The 21,439-nt window shown below is 71.7% G+C and carries 21 protein-coding genes and 1 rRNA gene; 13 read left to right on the top strand and 9 right to left on the bottom strand.

Annotated features, from left to right (window positions below):
- Positions 1 to 50: 50 nt before the first annotated feature.
- The 4 genes from AB0N31_RS24465 (at position 51) to AB0N31_RS24480 (ending at position 2,560) form a co-directional block, all read left to right on the top strand.
- Complete coding sequence (locus AB0N31_RS24465) at positions 51 to 1,337, top strand: MFS transporter (RefSeq protein WP_366060541.1); 1,287 nt, start codon at positions 51 to 53, stop codon at positions 1,335 to 1,337.
- 98 nt (positions 1,338 to 1,435) lie between these two features.
- The gene (locus tag AB0N31_RS24470; RefSeq protein WP_363091073.1) at positions 1,436 to 1,552 is read left to right on the top strand and encodes an SGM_5486 family transporter-associated protein; all 117 of its coding nucleotides are present in this window, start codon (positions 1,436 to 1,438) and stop codon (positions 1,550 to 1,552) included.
- A 173-nt stretch (positions 1,553 to 1,725) separates the two neighbouring features.
- The gene (locus tag AB0N31_RS24475; RefSeq protein WP_366060542.1) at positions 1,726 to 1,935 is read left to right on the top strand and encodes a hypothetical protein; all 210 of its coding nucleotides are present in this window, start codon (positions 1,726 to 1,728) and stop codon (positions 1,933 to 1,935) included.
- A gap of 106 nt (positions 1,936 to 2,041) precedes the next feature.
- Entirely contained in the window at positions 2,042 to 2,560 is a 519-nt protein-coding gene (locus AB0N31_RS24480; RefSeq protein WP_366060543.1) for a histidine phosphatase family protein, read from the top strand.
- 67 nt (positions 2,561 to 2,627) lie between these two features.
- Here AB0N31_RS24480 and serB read toward each other — a convergent pair whose 3' ends face one another.
- Both serB and AB0N31_RS24490 read right to left on the bottom strand, forming a co-directional pair.
- Positions 2,628 to 3,851 (bottom strand): phosphoserine phosphatase SerB, encoded by a 1,224-nt coding sequence (serB, locus tag AB0N31_RS24485; RefSeq protein WP_366060544.1) that lies wholly within the window; start codon positions 3,849 to 3,851, stop codon positions 2,628 to 2,630.
- A 381-nt stretch (positions 3,852 to 4,232) separates the two neighbouring features.
- Positions 4,233 to 6,119, bottom strand: coding sequence for a streptophobe family protein (locus AB0N31_RS24490; protein WP_366060545.1), 1,887 nt, complete (start codon positions 6,117 to 6,119; stop codon positions 4,233 to 4,235).
- Positions 6,120 to 6,363: 244 nt separating this feature from the next.
- Here AB0N31_RS24490 and AB0N31_RS24495 point away from each other — a divergent pair, with 244 nt between their 5' ends.
- Positions 6,364 to 8,901: an FHA domain-containing protein gene (locus tag AB0N31_RS24495; RefSeq protein WP_366060546.1), complete on the top strand. Its 2,538-nt coding sequence runs from the start codon at positions 6,364 to 6,366 to the stop codon at positions 8,899 to 8,901.
- Between the two features lie 93 nt (positions 8,902 to 8,994).
- Here the strand turns inward: AB0N31_RS24495 and AB0N31_RS24500 are convergent, their stop codons facing one another.
- The 3 genes from AB0N31_RS24500 to AB0N31_RS24510 all read right to left on the bottom strand — a co-directional run bounded on the left by AB0N31_RS24500 (position 8,995) and on the right by AB0N31_RS24510 (position 11,825).
- Positions 8,995 to 9,741, bottom strand: a complete 747-nt coding sequence (locus AB0N31_RS24500; protein ID WP_366060547.1) for a transglycosylase SLT domain-containing protein — start codon at positions 9,739 to 9,741, stop codon at positions 8,995 to 8,997.
- 303 nt (positions 9,742 to 10,044) lie between these two features.
- Positions 10,045 to 11,130 (bottom strand): S-adenosylmethionine:tRNA ribosyltransferase-isomerase, encoded by a 1,086-nt coding sequence (locus AB0N31_RS24505; protein WP_366060548.1) that lies wholly within the window; start codon positions 11,128 to 11,130, stop codon positions 10,045 to 10,047.
- The gene (locus tag AB0N31_RS24510) at positions 11,127 to 11,825 is read right to left on the bottom strand and encodes an SDR family NAD(P)-dependent oxidoreductase (RefSeq protein ID WP_366060549.1); all 699 of its coding nucleotides are present in this window, start codon (positions 11,823 to 11,825) and stop codon (positions 11,127 to 11,129) included. Before AB0N31_RS24510 ends, AB0N31_RS24505 begins: the two co-directional genes overlap by 4 nt.
- A 211-nt stretch (positions 11,826 to 12,036) precedes the next feature.
- Here AB0N31_RS24510 and AB0N31_RS24515 point away from each other — a divergent pair, with 211 nt between their 5' ends.
- The 3 genes from AB0N31_RS24515 to AB0N31_RS24525 all read left to right on the top strand — a co-directional run bounded on the left by AB0N31_RS24515 (position 12,037) and on the right by AB0N31_RS24525 (position 14,294).
- The gene (locus AB0N31_RS24515) at positions 12,037 to 13,206 is read left to right on the top strand and encodes a GAF domain-containing sensor histidine kinase (RefSeq protein ID WP_366060550.1); all 1,170 of its coding nucleotides are present in this window, start codon (positions 12,037 to 12,039) and stop codon (positions 13,204 to 13,206) included.
- Positions 13,199 to 13,840: a response regulator transcription factor gene (locus AB0N31_RS24520; RefSeq protein WP_366060551.1), complete on the top strand. Its 642-nt coding sequence runs from the start codon at positions 13,199 to 13,201 to the stop codon at positions 13,838 to 13,840. The genes AB0N31_RS24515 and AB0N31_RS24520 overlap by 8 nt, the downstream gene beginning before the upstream one ends.
- 208 nt (positions 13,841 to 14,048) lie before the next feature.
- Positions 14,049 to 14,294 carry a chaplin gene (locus AB0N31_RS24525; RefSeq protein ID WP_366060552.1) on the top strand — a complete coding sequence of 82 codons (246 nt, stop codon included), beginning with the start codon at positions 14,049 to 14,051 and terminating at the stop codon, positions 14,292 to 14,294.
- A gap of 172 nt (positions 14,295 to 14,466) precedes the next feature.
- Here AB0N31_RS24525 and AB0N31_RS24530 read toward each other — a convergent pair whose 3' ends face one another.
- Positions 14,467 to 15,252, bottom strand: coding sequence for a hypothetical protein (locus AB0N31_RS24530; protein WP_366060553.1), 786 nt, complete (start codon positions 15,250 to 15,252; stop codon positions 14,467 to 14,469).
- A 155-nt stretch (positions 15,253 to 15,407) separates the two neighbouring features.
- Here AB0N31_RS24530 and AB0N31_RS24535 point away from each other — a divergent pair, with 155 nt between their 5' ends.
- The 3 genes from AB0N31_RS24535 to AB0N31_RS24545 all read left to right on the top strand — a co-directional run bounded on the left by AB0N31_RS24535 (position 15,408) and on the right by AB0N31_RS24545 (position 17,782).
- Positions 15,408 to 16,205, top strand: coding sequence for an ABC transporter ATP-binding protein (locus AB0N31_RS24535; protein WP_366060554.1), 798 nt, complete (start codon positions 15,408 to 15,410; stop codon positions 16,203 to 16,205).
- Positions 16,206 to 16,259: 54 nt separating this feature from the next.
- Complete coding sequence (locus AB0N31_RS24540; protein WP_366060555.1) at positions 16,260 to 16,691, top strand: NfeD family protein; 432 nt, start codon at positions 16,260 to 16,262, stop codon at positions 16,689 to 16,691.
- 140 nt (positions 16,692 to 16,831) lie between these two features.
- Positions 16,832 to 17,782, top strand: a complete 951-nt coding sequence (locus tag AB0N31_RS24545) for an SPFH domain-containing protein (RefSeq protein WP_366060556.1) — start codon at positions 16,832 to 16,834, stop codon at positions 17,780 to 17,782.
- 106 nt (positions 17,783 to 17,888) lie between these two features.
- Here AB0N31_RS24545 and AB0N31_RS24550 read toward each other — a convergent pair whose 3' ends face one another.
- The 3 genes from AB0N31_RS24550 to AB0N31_RS24560 form a co-directional block, all read right to left on the bottom strand.
- Entirely contained in the window at positions 17,889 to 18,395 is a 507-nt protein-coding gene (locus AB0N31_RS24550; protein ID WP_363091056.1) for an HNH endonuclease, read from the bottom strand.
- 212 nt (positions 18,396 to 18,607) lie between these two features.
- Positions 18,608 to 19,147, bottom strand: a complete 540-nt coding sequence (locus AB0N31_RS24555) for a YbhB/YbcL family Raf kinase inhibitor-like protein (protein ID WP_366060557.1) — start codon at positions 19,145 to 19,147, stop codon at positions 18,608 to 18,610.
- A gap of 43 nt (positions 19,148 to 19,190) precedes the next feature.
- Complete coding sequence (locus AB0N31_RS24560) at positions 19,191 to 19,973, bottom strand: sporulation protein (RefSeq protein WP_366060558.1); 783 nt, start codon at positions 19,971 to 19,973, stop codon at positions 19,191 to 19,193.
- A 144-nt stretch (positions 19,974 to 20,117) separates the two neighbouring features.
- On the opposite strand from AB0N31_RS24560, the gene AB0N31_RS24565 reads away from it, so the two are divergent.
- Positions 20,118 to 20,759: a DNA-3-methyladenine glycosylase gene (locus tag AB0N31_RS24565; RefSeq protein WP_366060559.1), complete on the top strand. Its 642-nt coding sequence runs from the start codon at positions 20,118 to 20,120 to the stop codon at positions 20,757 to 20,759.
- A gap of 620 nt (positions 20,760 to 21,379) precedes the next feature.
- A 16S ribosomal RNA gene (locus AB0N31_RS24570) occupies positions 21,380 to 21,439 on the top strand; the annotation flags it as partial.

Genomic DNA, 21,439 nt, shown 5'->3' on the forward strand with positions numbered 1-21,439 from the left:
CGGGCGGGGCCGGGCACCCGGGGATGGACAGCTAATCATCCCATGATTCTATGATGGGCGGCATGGCGAGCAAGGAAACCACGAGTACGCGCGACGCGGCCCCCGCGACCGGCCACCGCCCGGTGCCCCCACCGTCCGCCCCACGCGCGTGGACGGCCCGCCTGGTCGTCGTGGGCGTCGTGCTGGCCGCCCTCAACCTCCGCCCCGCCATCACCAGCCTCGGCGCCCTCCTCGAAGAGGTCCGCGACGGCCTCGGCATGAGCGGCAGCGTGGCCGGCCTCCTCACCTCCGTACCCCCGCTCTGCTTCGCCGTCTTCGGCGTCACGGCGCCCCGCCTCGCCCGCCGCTTCGGCGCCGGCGCGGTGGTCTGCGCGGGCATGGCCGCCATCACCGCGGGCCTGCTGATACGGCCGTACGCGGGCGGTACGGCCGGCTTCCTCGCCGCCAGCGCCCTCGCCCTGATGGGCATCGCCGTCAGCAACGTCCTCATGCCGGTCATCGTCAAGCGCTGGTTCCCCGACCGGGTCGGCTCCATGACCGGCCTGTACTCGATGGCCCTCGCCCTCGGCACCTCGGCCGCCGCCGCGGTCACCGTGCCCATGACCGACGCGCTCGGCGGCGGCTGGCAGTCCGGGCTGGCGGTGTGGGCCGGCCTGGCGGCAGTCGCCGTACTGCCCTGGCTGCCGCTGGCCCGGGAGCGCGGGACGACGCCCGCCGCGCGGTCCTCCGCGCGCGCGGAGGAAGGCCCCGTACTGCGCATCACCCGCAGCCGCACCGCCTGGGCGCTCGCCGTCTTCTTCGGGCTCCAGGCCACGGCCGCGTACATCACCATGGGCTGGATGCCGCAGATCTTCCGTGACGCCGGCGTACCCGCGAGCACGGCCGGACTGCTCCTGGCCGTCACCATGGTCATGGGGGTGCCGCTCGCCTTCGTCATCCCGCGCCTGGCGACCCGGCTGCCGCACCAGGGCCCGATCGTCGTCGCACTCGGCCTGTGCGGCCTCGCCGGGTACGCCGGTCTGCACGTCGCGCCCGCCGCCGGCGCCTGGGCCTGGGCCCTGCTGCTCGGCGTCTCCAACTGTGCCTTCCCGCTGGCCCTCACCATGGTCGGGATGCGGGCCGGGACCGGCGGGGGAGTGGCCCAGCTGTCCGCCTTCGCGCAGAGCGCCGGATATCTGCTGTCCATCCCCGGCCCGCTGCTGGTCGGCGTGCTCTACCAGCACAGCGGCGGCTGGGGCCTGCCCCTGGCGCTGATGGCGGCACTGATGGTCCCGCAGATGGCGGCGGGCGTCCTGGCCGGCCGCGACCGCACGGTCGAGGACGAGGCCGCCCGCTGACGCCGCCGCTCCCCTTTCCCCGGCGTTCCCCGGCGTTCCCCGGCGCGCCCGCCGACCCCACGGGGCCCGCCCGGTGCGCCGGGTGCGAGACTGGGCGCATGCCAGTGCTCGACCCGAACCCCAAGAACGGCCAGAAGAAGATGCTGATCGTCTTCGGCTCGTTCCTCCTCATCTTTGTGATCATCGGGATCATCGCCACCATCGCCTCGCCCTGACGCGGCCCCGCCCCCGGTGGAGCGAGGGTGGGGTTAACCCCCTGTCCCCTAGGGGGCGAGGGTCAGGGTCAAGTGGGTGGATCACCGGATGGGACGCCGGCCGCCGGGTCCGTACCTTCGAGATGTGGCCGCGCGACGCGGCCGGAACCCCTCGAAGACCAGCGGAGGCACCCATGTCGGCCCCTACGCACACCCGGCCCCACCCGGTCGCTCAGGGCAGCGGCGTCGGCACCCGGCTGCCCTGGTGGGCCCTGGCCCTGCCGACCCTGGCCTTCGTGGCGCTCCTCGCGCTGATACTGAACCCGTCCGACGCCCAGGCGGCTTCCGGTGACCCGGCGATCACCGACCTCGTCGACCGCGCACGGCAGCTCGTCGGGCGGTAGGCCCCCGCGATCACGCCCCGAGCGCACGCCGCACGCCCCGCTCCCCGGTGAAGCCGCATGTCAACTCCCTGCGCCCCGTGGCCTGTTTCATGCGAAGCTGGGAGTCATGAGCGTCGCAGAACCCCGCAGGATCGTCCTCTTCCGGCATGCGAAAGCAGACTGGCCCCAGGTGACCGACCACGAGCGACCGCTCGCTGAGCGGGGCCGCCTGGACGCGGCCGTCGCCGGACGCAGGCTGACCGAGACCGGCATCCCCGTCGACCTGACCCTGTGCTCCACCGCGGCCCGCACCCGCGAGACGTGGAAGCTCGCCGTGCACGAGTTCCCGCACCGGCCCCGGACGGTCTACGAGGAGCGGATCTACGATGCCTCCCCGGGCGAGCTGATCGCCCTGCTCAACGAAACCCCGGACGACGTGCACAACCTCCTCCTGGTCGGCCACAACCCGGGCATCCAGGGACTCGCGGACATCCTCTCCGGCGCCGCCGAGGGCGACGCACGCGAGCGGATGACCCGCCGCGGCTTCCCCGCCGCCGCCTTCGCCGTCGTGACCTTCGACGGCGCCTGGAAGTCCCTGGAGCCGGGCACGGCCACACTCGTCGACTACTGGGCGCCGTCCGAGTGACACCGGCGCTGCACACGTGAGGCCCGGCGGCACGCCGGGCCCCGCTGTCCGATCCGGACGAGAGGCCCTACCCCTCGTCGTGCGTGTCCGCCGCCTCGACCTCTTCCCGGGTGACGCCCAGCAGATACAGGACGGTGTCCAGGAAGGGCACGTTCACCGCCGTGTGCGCGGCCTCCCGCACCACGGGCTTGGCATTGAAGGCGACCCCGAGACCGGCCGCGTTCAGCATGTCCAGATCGTTGGCGCCGTCGCCGATCGCCACCGTCTGCGACAGCGGTACGCCCGCCTCCGCGGCGAACCGGCGCAGCAGCCGCGCCTTGCCCGCCCGGTCCACGATCTCCCCGGTGACCCGGCCGGTCAGCTTCCCGTCGACGATCTCCAGGGTGTTGGCCTGAGCGAAGTCCAGACCCAGCCGTTCCTTGAGGTCGTCGGTGACCTGGGTGAAGCCGCCGGAGACGACACCCACCTGATAGCCCAGCCGCTTCAGGGTCCGGATCAGCGTGCGCGCGCCCGGCGTCAGCCGCACCTCGGCGCGCACCTTCTCCACGACCGAGGCGTCCAGCCCCTCCAGCAGCGCCACCCGGGCGTGCAGCGACTGCTCGAAGTCCAGCTCGCCCCGCATCGCCGCCGCCGTCACGTCGGCGACCTCGTCCTCACAGCCGGCGTGCGCCGCGAAGAGTTCGATCACCTCGTCCTGGATCAGCGTGGAGTCCACGTCCATGACGACCAGCCGCTGGGCGCGCCGGTGCAGACCCGCGGCCACGACGGCGACGTCGACACCGAGTGCCGCCGCGTCGGTGACCAGCGCGGTGCGCAGCGGTGCGGTCTCCACCCCGGAGACGGCGAACTCGACGGCGGTGACCGGGTACTTGGCCAGCCGGAAGATACGGTCGATGTTGCCGCCGACCTTGGTGATCCTGGCGGCGACGGAGGCCGTGGCCTCCGCGGTGAGCGGATGCCCGAGCACGGTGACCAGTGACCGTCCGAGGCCGCGCGGCCGGTTGTCGCCGAGGCCGGAGATGATCTCCGCCTGCATCTTCATCGATTCCGCCCAGCTGTGGACGGTCGACCGCAGATCACCCTCCAGCCCGTGCGGCGGCTCGGTCACGAGCGCGCACAGCACCATGCGGCCACGGGTGACGACCTGCTCGATGTCGACCACGTCGACGGAGTAGGCGGCAAGGGTGTCGAAGAGGCCGGCCGTGATACCGGGCCTGTCCTTGCCGAATATCTTGACAAGGAGAGTCGGGACATCGGAGGGGGAGGTCGGCGAGGTCTGCGAAGCGCTCATGGTGTACCCACCGTATCCGGCACCCCGTGCCTCCCGCCGCCGAGGTCCGTCTGGCGGACACCGAACAGCGGGTGTCGTCTGCCTGGCGATCACCTGGAGGAACGGCGGTGAACGGCCGGCAGGTCCCCCGGACGGGTACCGGCACGCATGCCGCCGTCCGGGCACGACCGATGCCGTCAGCGGTGCCGTGGGCAGAGGTCACCGTGCTCCAGGCCGGCATCGACACGACGGTCCGGCATCGCCGTGGTCGTGCTGACGCCCCTGTGCTTCACCCCCGGCATCGGCCGTCTCGCCCGCTCCGCCCTGTTCGCGCTGCTGGGGCCCTGGCCGGGACCGTCGTACCGGCCGTGCTCCTTCGCGTCGACCGCCCTCCGCCGTGACTCACCGCCCTCCGCCCGGCCCGTCCGGTGGCGGGGGAGGGGATGGCGGGGGCGGCGGCACGAGACCGTCGTCGTCCGGGGAGCGCGGGGGCCCTGCCGGGCGCCGGGGCGGCCGGGCGGGGGGTTCCACGGGGCCCACCATCGTCGGCGCGTCGTACAGATCGTGCCCGGGCCGCGAAGCCTCCGGCTCCCCCCGCCCCTCCGGCAGCCGCAGGTACGGGTTGGTGGCGGGGTTCGGCGGCCGGTACGGCACACCCGGCACGTACGGCCCGGAGCGGCCGTCCGTCCCCCGGGGGTTCCCGGGCCCCGCGGCCGCCCGCCCCGGACCGTCCCCGCGCGGAGGCGGCCCGACCTGCCCGGGCACCGGCGCCGCACCCCCGCCCCCATGCCCCGCCGTGGTGTCGCGCGAGGGCGGCGCCGCCCGCTCGCCGGGACCTCCCGCCGCGAAGTCGTGCGATGCCGGCGCCGCCCGTGTCCCCGCCGCCCCGGCCGCCCGGGCGAGGAGCGCCCCGGCCGCCCCGGCGCCGGCCCCCCACGCGCCCCCGAGCAGTACGGCCGTGCCGAGGTGGCCGTGCAGTTCCACACCGGCGCCGAAGACGTCGAACCCGAGCACGGACAGGGAGGCGTCGACGGACACCTCCGTCAGCCGGGCGAGCAGCGGCAGCGCCGCCGCGGTCACCACCCCGAGCCGCACCGCACACCACCCCACGAACCCGGCGCCACCCGCGCCCCGTACCGCCCCGGAACCGTCCGCCGCGCCGGCTGCCCCCGCCCGGCCCACCGGACTCCGCACCGCCGTCAACACTCCCGCCAGCAGCGTCATCACCGCCGCCGCGACCCCCAACAGCCACACCCGTCCGTCCAGTTCGGCCAGCCGTCCCAGCGTCACCGACCCCTCGGTGCCGGTGCCCAGCAGGTCGTCGAGCGGATCGGGCAGCACCCGCGTCAGAACCCCGCTCGCCCGGCCGTCCCACGGCACGAACAGGCCGACGTCCACCCCGAACCACACCCCGTTGGGCGCCCCGAGCAGCGCCGCCCCCGCGATCCGCTTCGGGTGGTCGTCACCGATCGCCGCGTACGCAGCCGCCGCGAGCCCGGCGGCCACCGCGACCAGCAGCACCGTGACGAGGGCGGACACCGCGGGCCGCACCACCCGGTGCACGGCGCCCCAGCCGGGCGGCAGCGGCGTACGGCGTGAGGCCAGCAGGGCGATCAGAAGCACCGCGGCCGACCACAGCAGTCCGCCGAGCAGCGTCGCGGACGCGTCGACGGTGAAGCCGACCGCGGCCCGCGCGTCGACGAGATCCCCCAGCCGGTCGGGCAGCAGCCCGCCGACGTCCCCGAGGTCGCCCAGCCCGGGGACCTCGACGCCACCCCCGCCGCCGGGCAGGTCGGCCGGCCCCAGCGCCCCGCCGTCGACGGTGACGACGTCGTGTCCGGCCCAGGCCGGCCCGCCCAGCGTGGTGACGAACAGCGCGACCACCGTGCCCGCGCGCGCCAGGAGTTCGGCCGGTGCGACCACGACTCCGGCCGTGCGCAGGGACCGTAGGAAGAACCAGGACAGGAGCACCGCCCCGACCAGGCTCACGCCCAGTGGCGTGATCTCGATGGCGGTGTCCGCCTCCGCACCCGTCAGGCCGAACGTGGACACATCGCCGGACGGCGTCACGGAACCGCCGGCGCCCAGCGCCACGACCGCCGCCGTCATCGGCCCCAGCGAACCGGCGGCGTCCGCCCCCAGCAGATGCAGGCCGAGCGCAGCCGTCCCTGCCATCCCGATCAACGCCCAGCTCACCGCGGCGATCGCGGACAGCAGCACGTCCAGCCACGGCACCCCCTCGTCGTACGCCGTGCTCCCGCCGCGCTCGCCGCTCGTGCCGGTGCTCATGCAGACCCCCCGATCCGCGGTGCGGAACGGCGAAGATCACCGCTTCCGTCCCCCTCGCGTGCGTTTACCCCTCTCCAGCCGGGTTTCCACCCCGTCAACGGAAACGGACGACGAGACCGCGTGCGCCCGCGCGCGCCCTTCGCAAGGCCCGACTTTCGGTCAGGGGGCCGCGCCTGAAATAGTTCCCGACGATGTTCGACATCCCTAGACTCCCTGTGATGGGGGTAACTCGGGGGACTACTCAGTGGGGCATGGAGTGCCGGAACTCGTACTGGAATTGAACGGACGCACCTGGACGCTCGATCCGTCCAGGTCATACACCCTCGGACGGGATCCGCAGGGGGACGTCGTGCTCGACGACGCCAGGGTCTCCTGGCGTCACGCCACGGTCAGCTTCAACGGCCGCGGCTGGATACTGGAGGACCACGGCAGCACCAACGGGACGTTCGTACAGGGCCGGCGCGTCCAGCAGGTGGACATCGGGCCCGGCTCGGCGGTCCACCTGGGCAACGCCACCGACGGTCCGCGCCTGAACCTCTCCGCCGCGCAGGCGGCGGTCGCGCAGCCGCAGCAGCCGTACGCCGCGCAGGCCGTGAATCCCGGCTGGGCCCAGCCGGCCCCGCCCCGGCAGCAGATGCCGGCGCAGGTGCCGCAGCAGCAGGTGCCGCAGCCCGGATGGGAGCCGTCGCAGAAGGTCGGCGGGCCCGTCGTGCCCCAGCAGGGCCCCGGCGTCGGCGCGGGGGCGCCGCCGGTCCACGGCGACCGCAGCCCGACCACGTTCCACCAGTTCTCCCTCGGCCGCGTCATGCGCATCGGCCGTGCCCTGGAGAACGACCTGGTCGTGTCCGACCTCCAGGTCTCGCGCAACCACGCCGAGTTCCACTCGACGCCCGACGGGCGCATGGAGATCCGCGACCTCGGCTCGCACAACGGCACGTACGTCAACGGCCAGCCGATCGCCAAGGGCGGCTCGCAACTGCTCGGCCCCACCGACATCGTGGGCGTCGGCCACTCGACGTTCCGGATCGTCGGCGACCGGCTCGAGGAGTTCGTCGACACCGGTGAGGTCTCCTTCTCCGCACGCCACCTGACCGTGACGGTCGACGGCGGCAAGCAGATCCTGAAGGACGTCTCCTTCGGCGTCCCGGAGAAGTCGCTGATCGCGGTCATCGGCCCGTCCGGCTCCGGCAAGTCCACCCTGCTCAAGGCCCTCACCGGCTACCGGCCCGCCAACGAGGGCGACGTCCTCTACGACAACCGCAACCTCTACAAGCAGTTCGCCGAGCTGCGCCAGCGCATCGGTCTGGTCCCGCAGGACGACATCCTGCACAAGGAACTGACCGTCAAGAAGGCCCTCAAGTACGCGGCCAAGCTCCGCTTCCCGGCCGACACCACGGCCGCCGAGCGCGACGCCCGCATCGACGAGGTGCTGCGCGAGCTGAAGCTGGACATCCACAAGGACAAGAAGGTCACCTCCCTCTCCGGCGGCCAGCGCAAGCGCGTGTCGGTCGCCCTGGAGCTGCTGACCAAGCCGTCGCTGATCTTCCTCGACGAGCCGACCTCGGGCCTCGACCCGGGCATGGACCGCGACGTCATGCAACTGCTGCGCGGTCTCGCCGACGACGGCCGTACGGTCCTCGTGGTCACGCACTCGGTGGCCGAACTCGCCATCTGCGACAAGCTGCTCGTGATGGCGCCGGGCGGCAGCGTCGCCTACTTCGGTCCGCCAGAGGAGGCGCTGAACTTCTTCGGCTACGACAGCTGGGCCGACGTCTTCTCCGCCTTCGAGAACTACCGCGACTACGACTGGGCGGGCCGCTGGAAGGGCTCGCAGCACTACCAGATGTACGCCGCGGACATCGACGCCATCGCGCCGCAGTCCGTATCGGTGACGCCGATGCAGGCGATGCGGCCGCCGAAGCCGCAGGGCTGGATGTCCCAGTTCGTCACCCTGGTACGCCGCTATGCGTCGGTGATCGTCTCCGACAAGGGCTTCCTGGGCCTGATGGTGATCCTGCCGGCCGTGATCGGCGCGGTGAGCCTGCTCATCGACCCGGACAGGGGCCTGCTGCCCAACGGGGTCAACCCGCAGAGCGGCCGGATCGTCCCGAACGGCACGGCCAGCACCGTCCTGCTGCTCCTCGCCGTCGGCGCCTGCTTCTCGGGCGCGGCGAACTCCGTCCGCGAGCTGATCAAGGAACGGGTGATCTACGAGCGGGAGCGCGCGACCGGCCTGTCCCGCTCGGCCTACCTGATGTCCAAGGTGTTCGTGCTCGGCCTGATCACCGTGTTCCAGGGCCTGCTGGTCGGCGTCATCGGCTTCGCCAGCCGGGAGATCCCGGAGGAGGGGCTGATCTTCGGCGGTGCCCCGCTGCTGGAGCTCTCCCTGCCGATCATGGGGCTGGGCTTCACCTCGATGATGTTCGGCCTGGTCATCTCCTCCCTGGTGAAGACGGCCGAGAAGACCATGCCGCTGCTGGTCATGTTCGCCATCGTCCAGGTCGTGTTCACGGGCTGCCTGTTCGCCCTGAACGGTTCGATCGGCGCCAACCAGGTCTCGTACCTGATGCCGTCGCGCTGGGCGGTCGCCGCCGCGGGCGCCACGCTGGACTTCAACAAGATCAGCCCGCCCGAGAAGGGCGCCGGCAACGACCCGCTGTGGGAGCACACCATCGGCGCCTGGAGCCTGGACATGGCCGCCCTGATCGTCCTCGGCGTGATCTGCGGCTTCTTCGTGGCCCGCTTCCTGCGCCGCCACGAGCCCGAGGTCATGCGCAAGTAGGCGGGAGCCTTCGTAGGACGCCGAAGGGCGGCACCCCGGTCAGGGAAGGTGCCGCCCTTCGGTGCGTGGGGGTCCCGGCGGGAGCCGGGACGCTCAGTACGCGCTGTTGACGTTGTCGATCGTGCCGTACCGGTCGGCCGCGTAGTTGGCCGCGGCGGTGATGTTGGCGACCGGGTCGTAGATGTTCCAGGACGTGCCCGGGACGTGGTACGCCTTGAAGGTCGGCGGGATCACCTGGAGCAGACCCTTCGACGGAATGCCGTTGATGGCGTTGATGTCCCAGTCGTTGATGGCCTTCGGGTTGCCCGAGGACTCGCGCATGATGTTCTTGTGCAGCCCGTGGTAGGAGCCCGGGATGCCCTTCCTCTCCATGATGCCGAGAGCCTCGCGGATCCAGCCGTCGAGGTTGTTCGGGTAGCTCTTGACGGCTACCTGCTTGACCACGGGACGCTGGACGGACCGGCTCGCGGCGGCCTTGGCCTCGCGCGCGGCGGCGGCCTTCTTCGCGGCAGCGGCGGCCGCCTTCTTCTTCGCGGCGGCAGCGGCGGCCGCCTTCTTCTGCGCCGCGGCGGTGGTGGCGGCCTTCTTCGCGGCCACCGCGTCGGCGACGGCCTTCTTCCTGGCCTCGATGGCCTCGACCTTCAGGCTGGTGCCGGCCAGCTGGTCGGTCACGCTGGCCTTGACGTCGCGCACCTGCTCGGAGCTGTAGGCCACGCGGGACGAGGAAAGGGCGTCCGTCGTGGTCGTCTGACCGTCGGCCGGAACCACGGTGAAAGCGACGGCGGCGGCACCGAGCGTGGCGACACCGGCGAGCGCGATCTTGCGAGTGTTCTTGGGCATGGCGGAAGGACCTCTTCGAATAGCGCGGAGGTCGCTCACTTCGTCCGACGACGGACAGCGGGTGCTTTTCGGCACGAGCGCCGCGGATCGGAAACCGCGGCGCTGAGCGACAGGAGCCATTGTTAGCGGCCGCAAAATGCCCAGGCAAAGGTGTGACGTACTATCCCCGGTAGTGGATCAGGGAGGGGCAAAACGGGACAGACCAGGCCGTCTGCCCCGTTCAAAAGGACCCTTTTGACTTCTATCGTCCTTAGTACGTGATGTGCGCCCTATGTGCGGGCTCACAGGAGGGGCGAGGTTTCGTCACCAACCGTCGCCGACGCAGGGCTCTGCGTGAGCGGCTTCCGATGGCAGGAGAAGGTGCAGGTCCCCGAACTCGTGCCACAGGTAGGAACCCCGCAGCGCCTCCGCGTAACCCCGGTCGATCGCGGCCCGCCCGGCCACCGCCTCCAGCATGAGCAGATGCGAAGCCTCCGGCTCGTGCAGCCCGGTCAGCAGCCCGTCCACCACCCGCACCCCGCGCTCGGGGGTGACGACGAGGTCCGTCCACCCCGCACGCGCGCGTACGACCCCGTCGGCCCCCACCGCCGACTCCACCGCCCGGACGGCGGTCGTCCCCACCGCGACGACCCGGCCGCCTCCCGCCCTCGCCGCGTTGATCAGCCGAGCCGACCCCGCGGGCACCGCGAACCGCTCCGGATACGGCGGCTCGTGCGCCTCCGCCGACGCCACCCCGGTGTGCAGCGTGACCGGCGCGAACTGCACCCCCCGGCTGACCAGCTCCGTCACCAGCCGTGCCGTGAAAGGACGCGCCGCACTCGGCATCTCCGCGCTGCCCGCCCCGTCGGCCGACGGCAGCGCGAACACCGTCTGGTACGCCGCCAGCGGCTGATCCCGGTCCGTGTAGGAGTAACGGATGGGCCGCCCGTGCTCCCCCAGCAGCCCCGGCACCGCCCCCGCGGTCACCCGCGCCCACCACAACCGCCCCCCGGGCCCGCCCAGCGCCTCCTCCAGCACCAGCCGCACCCCGGAGGGCAGTCGCACCTCCGTCCCGGCGGGCCCTCCCGCACGCGGACGCGTGGTGCCCCGCCCGTCGGGCCCCCGCAGCTCGACCGCCCACCGCCCGTCGTCCCCGCGCGTGGAGAAGTGCACCACCACGCACGCGTGCCCGATCCGCCCGTCCACGGCGGCGGCCAGCGTCGGCGAGGTGTTCACCACGAGCAGATCCCCGGCCCGCAGCAGACCCGGCAGCTCCCGGAACACGTGATGCGCCGGCTCGCTCCCCCGCGACACCAGCAGCCGTACGGAGTCCCGGTCGCGGCCGGGCCCGCGCTGCTCGGCCGGAACCCGCGCCGACAACTCCGGCGGCACGCTCAGGGCCAGCGTCATCGCCGTCCCTCCAGGAGGGCCGGTGCCCCGTAGCGCCCGCTCGGCGGCCGCTCGTCCAGCAACCGCAGGAAGGCCGGCACCACACCGCCCGGCTCCGGCCGCACCCCGTCGTCCTCCGGTACGGCCGCCGCGTACAGGTCCGTCGCCATGTCCCCGGGATCCACCGCCCACACCCGCAGCTCCGGCTCCTCCTCGCCGAGCACCGCCGCGAGCTGGTCGAGAGCCGCCTTCGACGCCCCGTACCCGCCCCACGTCGCGTAGGCCTCGGCCGCCGCGTCCGAACTGACCGTGATCACCGCGCCGTCCGGCGCCGCGCGGAGCAGCGGCAGCGCCTCCTGGACCAGCCCCAACGCGGCCACCACGTTCACCTCCACGGCCCGCCGCAGCCCCTCCAGGGGCAACTCCGCCAGCCGTACCAGCGGCTCGGCACCCAGCGCGCTCGCGTTGTTCACCAGCAGCCGGCACCCACCGAGCCGCCGAGCGGCCGCCACCAGCACGGTCCGGTGCGCGGCATCGGTCACGTCCCCGGCGAGCGCCTCCACCCCGGTCCCGTGCTCCGCGACCGCGGCGGCCGTCTCCTTCAGCACCCCGGCCGTCCTGGCGTCCAGCACCAGATCCCAGCCCCGGGCGGCCAGGGCCTCGGCGAGCGCCCGGCCCAGTCCCTTCGAGGCGCCCGTGATGATCGCAACCGGCATGACAACCGTCCCCTCGTCGACCCGCCGCTCTCGGCGGTGCCCCCACGGTAGGAACGCGCCCCCTCCGGCCGCCTCGGACGCCGGACGGGACCCACCGGGGCCCTTCGACGTACACCCCCGGCACCGGGGACCTCGGACCTAGGCCTTGCGGCCCCCCCCGCTGCGTCACGGGCCCGATCCCGCCGTCACACCCCGCCGGTACCGTGAGGGCATGAGTCAAGGCCCCCGGTCCGGCCTCGCCGCGGTCAGTTCCGCGCTGCTGGCCATGAGCAGGCACCTCGAGGTGCGCGACGTCCTCAAGACGATCGTCGCCTCGGCGCGCGAGCTGCTCGACGCGCAGTACGCCGCGCTCGGCGTGCCCGACGACCACGGGGGCTTCGCCCAGTTCGTCGTCGACGGGGTCGACGAGGAACGGTGGAAGGCCATCGGTCCGCTGCCCCGGCAGCACGGCATCCTGGCGGCGATGCTGCACGAGGCCAAGGCCGAGCGCCTCGCCGACGTGCGCAAGGACCCGCGCTTCGAGGGCTGGCCGTCCGCCCACCCGGAGATGTCCGACTTCCTGGGCCTGCCCATCCGCGACGGCGACGAGGTCATCGGCGCCCTGTTCCTCGCGAACAAGCTGTGCCCCGACGGGGTGAACCCGCCGCGCTCCGAGGCCACGGGCGGCTGCGGCTTCACCGAGGACGACGAGGAACTGCTCGCGATCCTCGCCCAGCACGCCGCGATCGCCCTCACCAACGCCCGCCTGTACGAGCGCAGCCGCGAACTCACCATCGCCGAGGAGCGCTCCCGGCTCGCCCACGAACTGCACGACGCGGTGAGCCAGAAGCTCTTCTCCCTGCGCCTGACCGCCCAGGCCGCCACCACCCTCGTCGACCGCGACCCCGCCCGCGCCAAGGGCGAACTCCAGCAGGTCGCCGCCCTCGCGGCCGAGGCCACCGACGAACTGCGGGCCGCCGTCGTCGAGTTGCGCCCCGCCGCCCTCGACGAGGACGGCCTGGTGGCCACCCTCCGCACCCAGATCCAGGTCCTGGACCGCGCGCACTCCGCGCGCGTGACCTTCACCGCCCACGGCGTCCGGGCCCTGCCCGCCGCCCAGGAGGAGGCCTTCCTGCGCGTCGCCCAGGAGGCCCTGCACAACGCGCTGCGCCACTCGGGCGCCGAGCACGTCGAGGTGACCCTCCACAAGCGCGGCCCGGACACGGTCCTGCGCGTCGTGGACGACGGCAGCGGATTCGACCCCACGACGGTCCGCAGGGCCGGCCGCCACCTCGGCCTGGTCTCCATGCGGGACCGGGCCGGCGGGGTCGGCGGCAGCCTGACGGTGCAGTCGGCGCCCGGCAAGGGCACCACGATCGAGATGGAGGCTCCCGGTGGCTGACGCAATCAAGGTGCTGCTCGTCGACGACCACCAGGTCGTCCGCCGGGGCCTGCGCACCTTCCTGGAGGTCCAGGACGACATCGAGGTCGTCGGGGAGGCGTCCGACGGGGCCGAGGGAGTCGCCCGCGCCGAGGAGCTGAGGCCCGATGTCGTCCTGATGGACGTCAAGATGCCGGGCATGGACGGCGTGGAGGCCCTCCGCCGACTCCGCGAACTGGCCAACCCCGCGCGCGTCCTCATCGTCACCAGCTTCACCGAGCAGCGCACGGTGGTTCCCGCGCTGCGCGCGGGTGCCGCCGGATACGTATACAAGGACGTGGACCCCGACGCACTGGCCGGCGCCATCCGCTCGGTCCATGCCGGCCACATCCTGCTCCAGCCCGAGGTCGCCGACGCCCTCCTCTCCCAGGAGGAGGCCAACTCGGTTCAGGGGAGGGGTGGTTCGCTCACCGAGCGGGAGCGTGAGGTCCTCGGTCTGATAGCGGACGGCCGCTCCAACCGGGAGATCGCCCGAGCCCTCGTGCTGTCCGAGAAGACCGTCAAGACCCACGTCTCGAACATCCTGATGAAGCTCGATCTCGCCGACCGCACCCAGGCCGCCCTGTGGGCCGTACGCCACGGCGTGGCCGGCTGACACACGCCCCGGCGCACGACACCGGCGGCACGGCATCCGGCGCACGACCGGCGGTACGGCGGGGCGCCCGTCCGGACGCGTCTCCTCCGGTCCGAGGTTCATACCGTCGTGGGAATGCCCCCCCGGATGGCGCATCCTCCGTCGGCCCCCGACGTTCTCCATTGCGTGCCGCGGTGATCGCCGCGGCCGTCACCAGGAGGGGGCAGAAGTGAAGAACCTGAAAAAGGCAGCGGCCGTGACGATGGTCGCCGGCGGACTGGTGGCCGCGGGCGCCGGGATGGCGTCGGCCGCCGGCGGCGCGTCGGCCGCCGGCATGGCCGAGCACTCGCCGGGCGTCCTCTCGGGCAACGTCGTCCAGGCCCCGGTGCACATCCCGGTCAACGCCGTCGGCAACAGCGTCAACGTCGTCGGCGTGCTCAACCCCGCCTTCGGCAACCTGGGCCTCAACCACTGAGACACCCGCCACCGAGGAACCGTTGGGTCCCTCCCGGCCCCACTCCGGGGGAGGCCGCTTCGCCCCGACCACCGCCGCCACCGCGACCGACACCTTCCGCCTCCGTCCCGGCGGGTGCCGCCGGTCGCCGACGCGGGCGCCGACCACCCGTCCCGCGCCACGCGCGGACACCTCACCGCCCCCGCTCGCGCTCCTCCACATACGCGTTGTACGCAGCCACCTGCGCCCGCCGCCCCGTCCGCTCCACCGGCTGCAACGCGGCCACCCGAGCCCCCATCTCGGAAGCGCTCACCGCACCCCCGTGCCCGTTCTCACGGGCCAGCGACACCAGCAACCCCACCCGCTGCGCCAGCTCCAGCACCCGCACCGCGCGCGGCGGGTACCCCGGCGCCAACACCTCCCGCCCGCGCTCCGCCCGCGCCCGGTACGCGTCGATCGCCGCCTCGGCCACCGGCCCCGAGCCCGCCACGTCCAGCCGCGCCAGGACGGCCGTGGCGTCACGCAGCGCCTCCGCCAGCTCCCGCTCGGCCTCACCCAGCGACGGCACGTCCGCCGGCGGAGCCTCCCGCACCGGGAGGCAGTGCCAGGTCACCTCGACATGCACATCGCCCGCCGGCCCGGCCTCGTACACCTCCGGCACCAGCCCGAGCGCGGCCCCATGGCAGACCACCGCCTCCTCGGCCTCCAGCGCCCGCGCGTTGAACTCCGGCGGCCCGCTCAGCCCCAGCGGATGCCCCGGCGCCGGCAGCGCCACCCGCAACCCCCTCACCCCGAGCGCCCGCAGCCGTCCGAGCGCGAGCGTGAGCCCGACGGGCGCGGACTCGCCGGGCAGCCCTTCCACCCGGTGCACGGCGTCCTCCCCGACGATGGCGAGTACGGCGTCGTCCGGAGAGACAAGTCCGGCCAAAAGCGCATTTCCCCAAGCGGCGAGGCGACCGGAGCGCGGTTCAGAGAGCATCCTCCCAGCCTAAGGACCGGACCGATGGAACGGCCCACCCGGCCGGTGGCGTAGATTTTCCTGGAGGGGCCGCGCCCACCCGCGCGCGGCGGTCCGAGCCACAGGCGTACGCGACAACCGAGACCGGCCACACTGCAAGGGGAGACAACGCGCTCATGAGCGATGTTCTGGAGCTTCAGGACGTATCCGTGGTCCGCGAGGGCCGGGCTCTGGTGGACCAGGTCTCCTGGTCGGTCAAGGAAGGCGAGCGCTGGGTCATCCTCGGCCCCAACGGAGCCGGCAAGACGACCCTGCTGAACGTCGCGTCCAGCTACCTCTACCCCAGCAGCGGCACCGCCACCATCCTCGGCGAGACCCTCGGCCGGCCCGGCACCGACGTCTTCGAACTGCGCCCCCGCATCGGCATGGCCGGCATCGCCATGGCCGACAAGCTCCCCAAGCGCCAGACCGTCCTGCAGACCGTCCTGACCGCCGCGTACGGCATGACGGCCAGCTGGCAGGAGGACTACGAGGAGATCGACGAACAGCGCGCCCGCGCCTTCCTCGACCGCCTCGGCATGACCGAGTACCTGGACCGGAAGTTCGGCACCCTCTCCGAGGGCGAGCGCAAGCGCACGCTCATCGCCCGCGCCCTGATGACCGACCCCGAACTGCTGCTCCTTGACGAGCCGGCCGCCGGCCTCGACCTCGGCGGCCGCGAGGACCTCGTCCGCCGTCTCGGCCGCTTGGCCCGCGACCCGATCGCCCCTTCGATGATCATGGTCACGCACCACGTCGAGGAGATCGCCCCCGGTTTCACGCACGTCCTCATGATCCGTCAGGGCAAGGTCCTCGCCGCCGGACCGGTCGAACTCGAACTGACCTCCCGCAACCTCTCCCTCTGCTTCGGCCTCCCCCTCGTCGTGGAACAGGTCGGCGACCGCTGGACCGCCCAGGGCCTGCCCCTGTCCTGACCGCCCCCGTTCGCGCCCTGTCGGTCGCACACCCGCCGGATCTACCATGAACGCGTGGACGACATCGACGCGTGGGTGTGGTGGCTCGTAGGCGCGGCAGCGCTCGGAATCCCTCTGGTGGTCACCGCGATGCCGGAGTTCGGCATGTTCGCGGTCGGTGCGGTGGCCGCGGCCGTCGCGGCCGCCCTCGGCTTCGACGTGGTCGCCCAAGTACTCGTCTTCGTCGTCGTCTCCGTCGCCCTCCTCGCCGTCGTACGGCCCATCGCGGCCCGGCACAGCGCCCAGCGGCCCCAATTCGCCAGCGGCGTCGACGCGTTGAAGGGCAAGCAGGCCGTCGTGCTGGAACGGGTCGACGGCTCGGGCGGACGTGTCAAGCTCGCCGGGGAGATCTGGTCGGCACGCGCTCTCGACACCGACCGCACCTATGAAGTGGGCCAGGAGGTCGACGTCGTGGACATCGAGGGGGCCACGGCGATCGTCATCTGACCCAGTCAACTACCGCACCACGTAAGTGAACCGAACACCCCACGAGCCGGACGACGGTCTGGCACACTCGACCAGCAAGATCTTCAACAAGCCTAAGATCTTCCGAAAGCGCCGAGGCGGAGAAGGGTACGGGGAGCACGATGGAACCGGTCATCATCGTCTTGATCATCCTGGTGGTGTTGGTCTTCATCGCCCTGATCAAGACGATCCAGGTCATCCCACAGGCGAGCGCCGCGATCGTGGAGCGGTTCGGCCGCTACACGCGGACGCTCAACGCGGGCCTCAACATCGTCGTCCCGTTCATCGACACCATCCGCAACCGCATCGACCTGCGGGAGCAGGTCGTTCCGTTCCCGCCGCAGCCGGTCATCACCCAGGACAACCTGGTCGTCAACATCGACACCGTCATCTACTACCAGGTGACCGACGCCCGCGCCGCGACCTACGAAGTCGCCAGCTACATCCAGGCGATCGAGCAGCTCACCGTCACCACCCTGCGCAACATCATCGGCGGCATGGACCTGGAGCGCACCCTGACCTCCCGTGAGGAGATCAACGCGGCTCTGCGCGGAGTGCTCGACGAGGCCACCGGCAAGTGGGGCATCCGCGTCAACCGCGTGGAGCTGAAGGCGATCGAGCCCCCGACCTCCATCCAGGACTCGATGGAGAAGCAGATGCGCGCCGACCGGGACAAGCGCGCCGCGATCCTCACCGCCGAAGGCACGCGCCAGGCCGCCATCCTCACCGCGGAAGGCGAGAAGCAGTCCGCCATCCTCAAGGCCGAGGGTGAGGCCAAGGCCGCCGCCCTGCGCGCCGAGGGCGAGGCCCAGGCCGTCCGTACGGTCTTCGAGGCGATCCACGCCGGCGACGCGGACCAGAAGCTGCTCTCCTACCAGTATCTCCAGATGCTCCCGAAGATCGCCGAGGGCGACGCCAACAAGCTCTGGATCGTCCCCAGCGAAATCGGCGACGCCCTCAAGGGACTGTCCGGCGCCATGGGCAACTTCGGCCCCATGGGCGGCGGTTCGGGCTCCAACGGCGGTGGCTCGGACAGCCCGAGGGAGCGCCGCGAGAAGCCGTCGATCGACTGACGCAACCCCTGGAACCAACAGTTCCCCGCAGCCCTTCGAGAACTGCGGGGAACTGTTCGTCGCAGCCACGGCGAGGCGGCGGACGCGACACGGCCTGCCCGCCGGGCTACGCCGCGTCCGTGGTCAGCCACTCCGGCAGCGCGGCCAGGTCCTCCTGCCCCAGGGCGAGCAGCATCGCGTCCTGCGGGGTCGGCTCGAACGGCTGCCGTAGCAACGGCATACCCGCCTGGTCCGGAGTCCGGTCCGCCTTGCGGTGGTTGTCCTCCGCGCACGACGCGACCGTGTTGAGCCAGGAGTCCTGACCGCCCTGGGCCCGCGGCACGACGTGGTCCACCGTGGTCGCCCGGCGACCGCAGTAGGCGCACCGGTGCCGGTCCCGGACCAGCACACCCCGCCTCGACCACGGAGCTTGTCTTCGGAACGGCACCCGTACGTACCTGCACAGCCTGATGATCCGGGGCGCCGGTATGTCCACCTCGGCTCCCCGCATCCGCAGTTCGGGGTGGGCCTGCTCGACGACGGCCTTGTCCTGAAGCACCAGAACGACGGCTCGGTTCAACGTCACCGTCGACAGCGGCTCGAAGCTCGCGTTGAGTACCAGCGTGTCCCGCATACCAGCCCACCTCCCGTGTGCACCGGCCCACCCCCTGGCGGGCTGGGAACAACTCTGGCCGGGCACGCCGAGATGGACAACGCAATATCTGCTGCTCGCACGGGGGATGCCCCCCGCGCCCCCGGCAACAAAATGCCCGCCCCTGATCACTTCCAAGACCAGGGACGGGCAAACGTCGAAGGAACGGTGAGATGACTCGGCGGAGGCCCGACTCAGCTCGCAGCGGGATTCTCGTACTCCCCGATCAGCTGGGCTCGCGCGAGCGTGTGGAAGCGCAGATTGAACCCGACTGCGGCGGGAGAGGCGTCCGAGTCCGGGCCGAGCTTCTCCTGGTCCACCGCGTACACCGTGAAGACGTACCGGTGCGGGCCGTCCCCGGGCGGCGGGGCGGCCCCGCCGAAGTCCTTCGTCCCGTAGTCGTTGCGCGCGTGGACGGCGCCCTCGGGCAGGCCCTCGAACTTGCCGCCGCCGGCCCCCGCCGGAAGCTCGGTCACCGAGGCGGGGATGTCGAACAGGACCCAGTGCCAGAAGCCGCTGCCCGTCGGTGCGTCGGGGTCGTAACAGGTCACCGCGAAACTCTTGGTCTCCGGCGGGAAACCCTCCCACCGCAGCTGCGGCGAGGTGTTCCCGTCCGCCTGGACCTGGTCGCCCTTGAGGGTCGCGCCCTCCTCGACGTCCTCGCTCGTCACCGTGAACGACGGCACGGGCGGATGGAAGTCGTGGGGGAGCGGCCGCCGCTTGAGCTCGGTCACCTCGGTACCTCCTGCATCGGTTCTGGAGTCAGTGGTTCCGAGCCTAGAACCAGTTGCGCCTGCTGCCGACCTCGGACAGCCACTGGTTGAGGTACGCCGCCCAGTCGGTCCCCTGGTAGTCGTTCAGCCCGACCTGGAAGGAGCGGAAGGTGTCGCTGCCCTCACTGAACAGCCCAGGCTTCTTGTCCATCTCCAGCACGACGTCCATCGCGTGCTCATCGGCGACGAAGCTCACCTCGACCTGGTGCAGGCCCCGGTACTGCGTCGGCGGGAAGAACTCGATCTCCTGGTAGAACGGCAGCGTCTGCCGCGTCCCCCGGATGTGACCGCGCTCCAGGTCCGCGTTCTTGAAGCGGAAGCCCAGCTGGAGGAAGGCGTCCAGGATCGCCTTCTGCACCGGCAGCGGGTGCACGTTCACCGGGTCCAGGTCACCGGAGTCCACGGCCCGCGCGATCTCCAGCTCGGTGGTCACCCCGACGTTCATCCCGCGCAGGGCCTGCCCGTCGATCATCGTGATGGGCGTCTCCCACGGGATCTCCAGACCGAACGGCACGGCGTGCACCGCGCCTGCCTGGAGCTCGAAGGCGCCTCCGAGCCGCTGCTTGACGAACTCGATGTCCTGCTTGTACTCCTGGTCGCCGCTCTCGACCTCGACCTTGGCCTGGAGCCCGACGGACAGTCCCTCGATCTGCTGGTTCACGGACCCGCCCTGGATCCGCACCTCGCCCTGCACCACGCCACCCGGAACGACGTTGACCTCGGTCAGCACCGTCTCGACCGAGGCCCCACCGGCCCCGAGACTCGCGAGCAGCTTCTTGAACGCCATGACTCTCCCTCTAGACCTCTACGACGGGATCCTTGATCCCTACAAACGCAATCCGGCCGGAGCCGGTTCCGCACTCCACCCTGGCAAGCCGGGTGCCCACTGGCCACCGCGGCGCACCGACCGTCTCCATTACGCTCGGAGGGCATGATCGCGACCCCCGACCGTACGCCCCTGCCCAGGACCTTCTTCGAGCGCCCCGTTCTGCAGGTCGCCCCCGATCTCCTCGGCCGCCTCGTCGTGCGCGCCACCCCGGACGGTCCGATCACCCTGCGCCTCACCGAGGTCGAGGCCTACGACGGCCCGAACGACCCGGGCTCCCACGCCTTCCGGGGACGCACCGCCCGCAACAGCGTGATGTTCGGCCCGCCCGGGCACGTGTACGTCTACTTCACCTATGGCATGTGGCACTGCATGAACCTCGTCTGCGGCCCCGAGGGCACCGCGAGCGGTGTCCTGCTCCGAGCCGGCGAGGTGATCGGAGGCACCGAGCAGGCCCGCAGGCGTCGACTCTCGGCCCGCAACGACAAGGAACTGGCCAAAGGCCCCGCCCGCCTGGCCACGGCCCTGGACGTCGACCGGGCCCTCGACGGCACGGACGCCTGCGCTCCCGGCGACACCCCGCTCCGTGTCCTCACGGGTACCCCGGCACTCACCGACCAGGTACGCAACGGCCCGCGCACCGGGGTCTCCGGCGACGGCGCGGTCCACCCCTGGCGGTACTGGATCGCCGGCGACCCGACGGTGAGCCCCTATCGGGCCCACGTGCCCCGGCGCCGCCGAAGTTGACTCGCCTCGGGCAGCGGCGTAACGTAGCCTGAGCCGCTTGAACCGGGTACGGCATTCGCCAGCAGCCGGAAGCGGCCAACCCACTACCTACGATGCCCCTCAGCGGGGTCGAATTCGGCGTGCCTACATGTCTGAATTCGAACTCGACGAAGCTCGATTATGAGCTGACGAGGGAATCGGCTAACGTAGTGAATGTCGAAAGGCCGACAGGCGAAAGCCGGAAGCCCGAGACAAATCCCTCCGACGGGGAATCGGGGCCGAAAGGATCTGATAAAGTCGGAACCGCCGGAAAGGAAGCCGCGAAAGAAAAGCGGGGGCCTGGAAAGCGCCGAGGAAATCGGATCGGGAAACGGTCTGATAGAGTCGGAAACACCGAAGGGAAGCGCCCGGAGGAAAGCCTGAGAGAGTCTCTCGGGTGAGTACGAAGGAAGCGTCCGTTCCTTGAGAACTCAACAGCGTGCCAAAAATCAACGCCAGATATGTTGATACCCCGTCCCCGGCAGTGATAGCCGAGGATGAGGTTCCTTTGAAGAAAACACAGCGAGGACGCTGTGAACGGTCGGGCCTATTCCGCCCGCCGTTCCGCTCTCGTGATGTGTGCACCGGATTACCGGTAAACATTCACGGAGAGTTTGATCCTGGCTCAGGACGAACGCTGGCGGCGTGCTTAACACATGCAA

The organism is Streptomyces sp. NPDC051051 (genome assembly GCF_040682975.1).
Classification (GTDB): domain Bacteria; phylum Actinomycetota; class Actinomycetes; order Streptomycetales; family Streptomycetaceae; genus Streptomyces.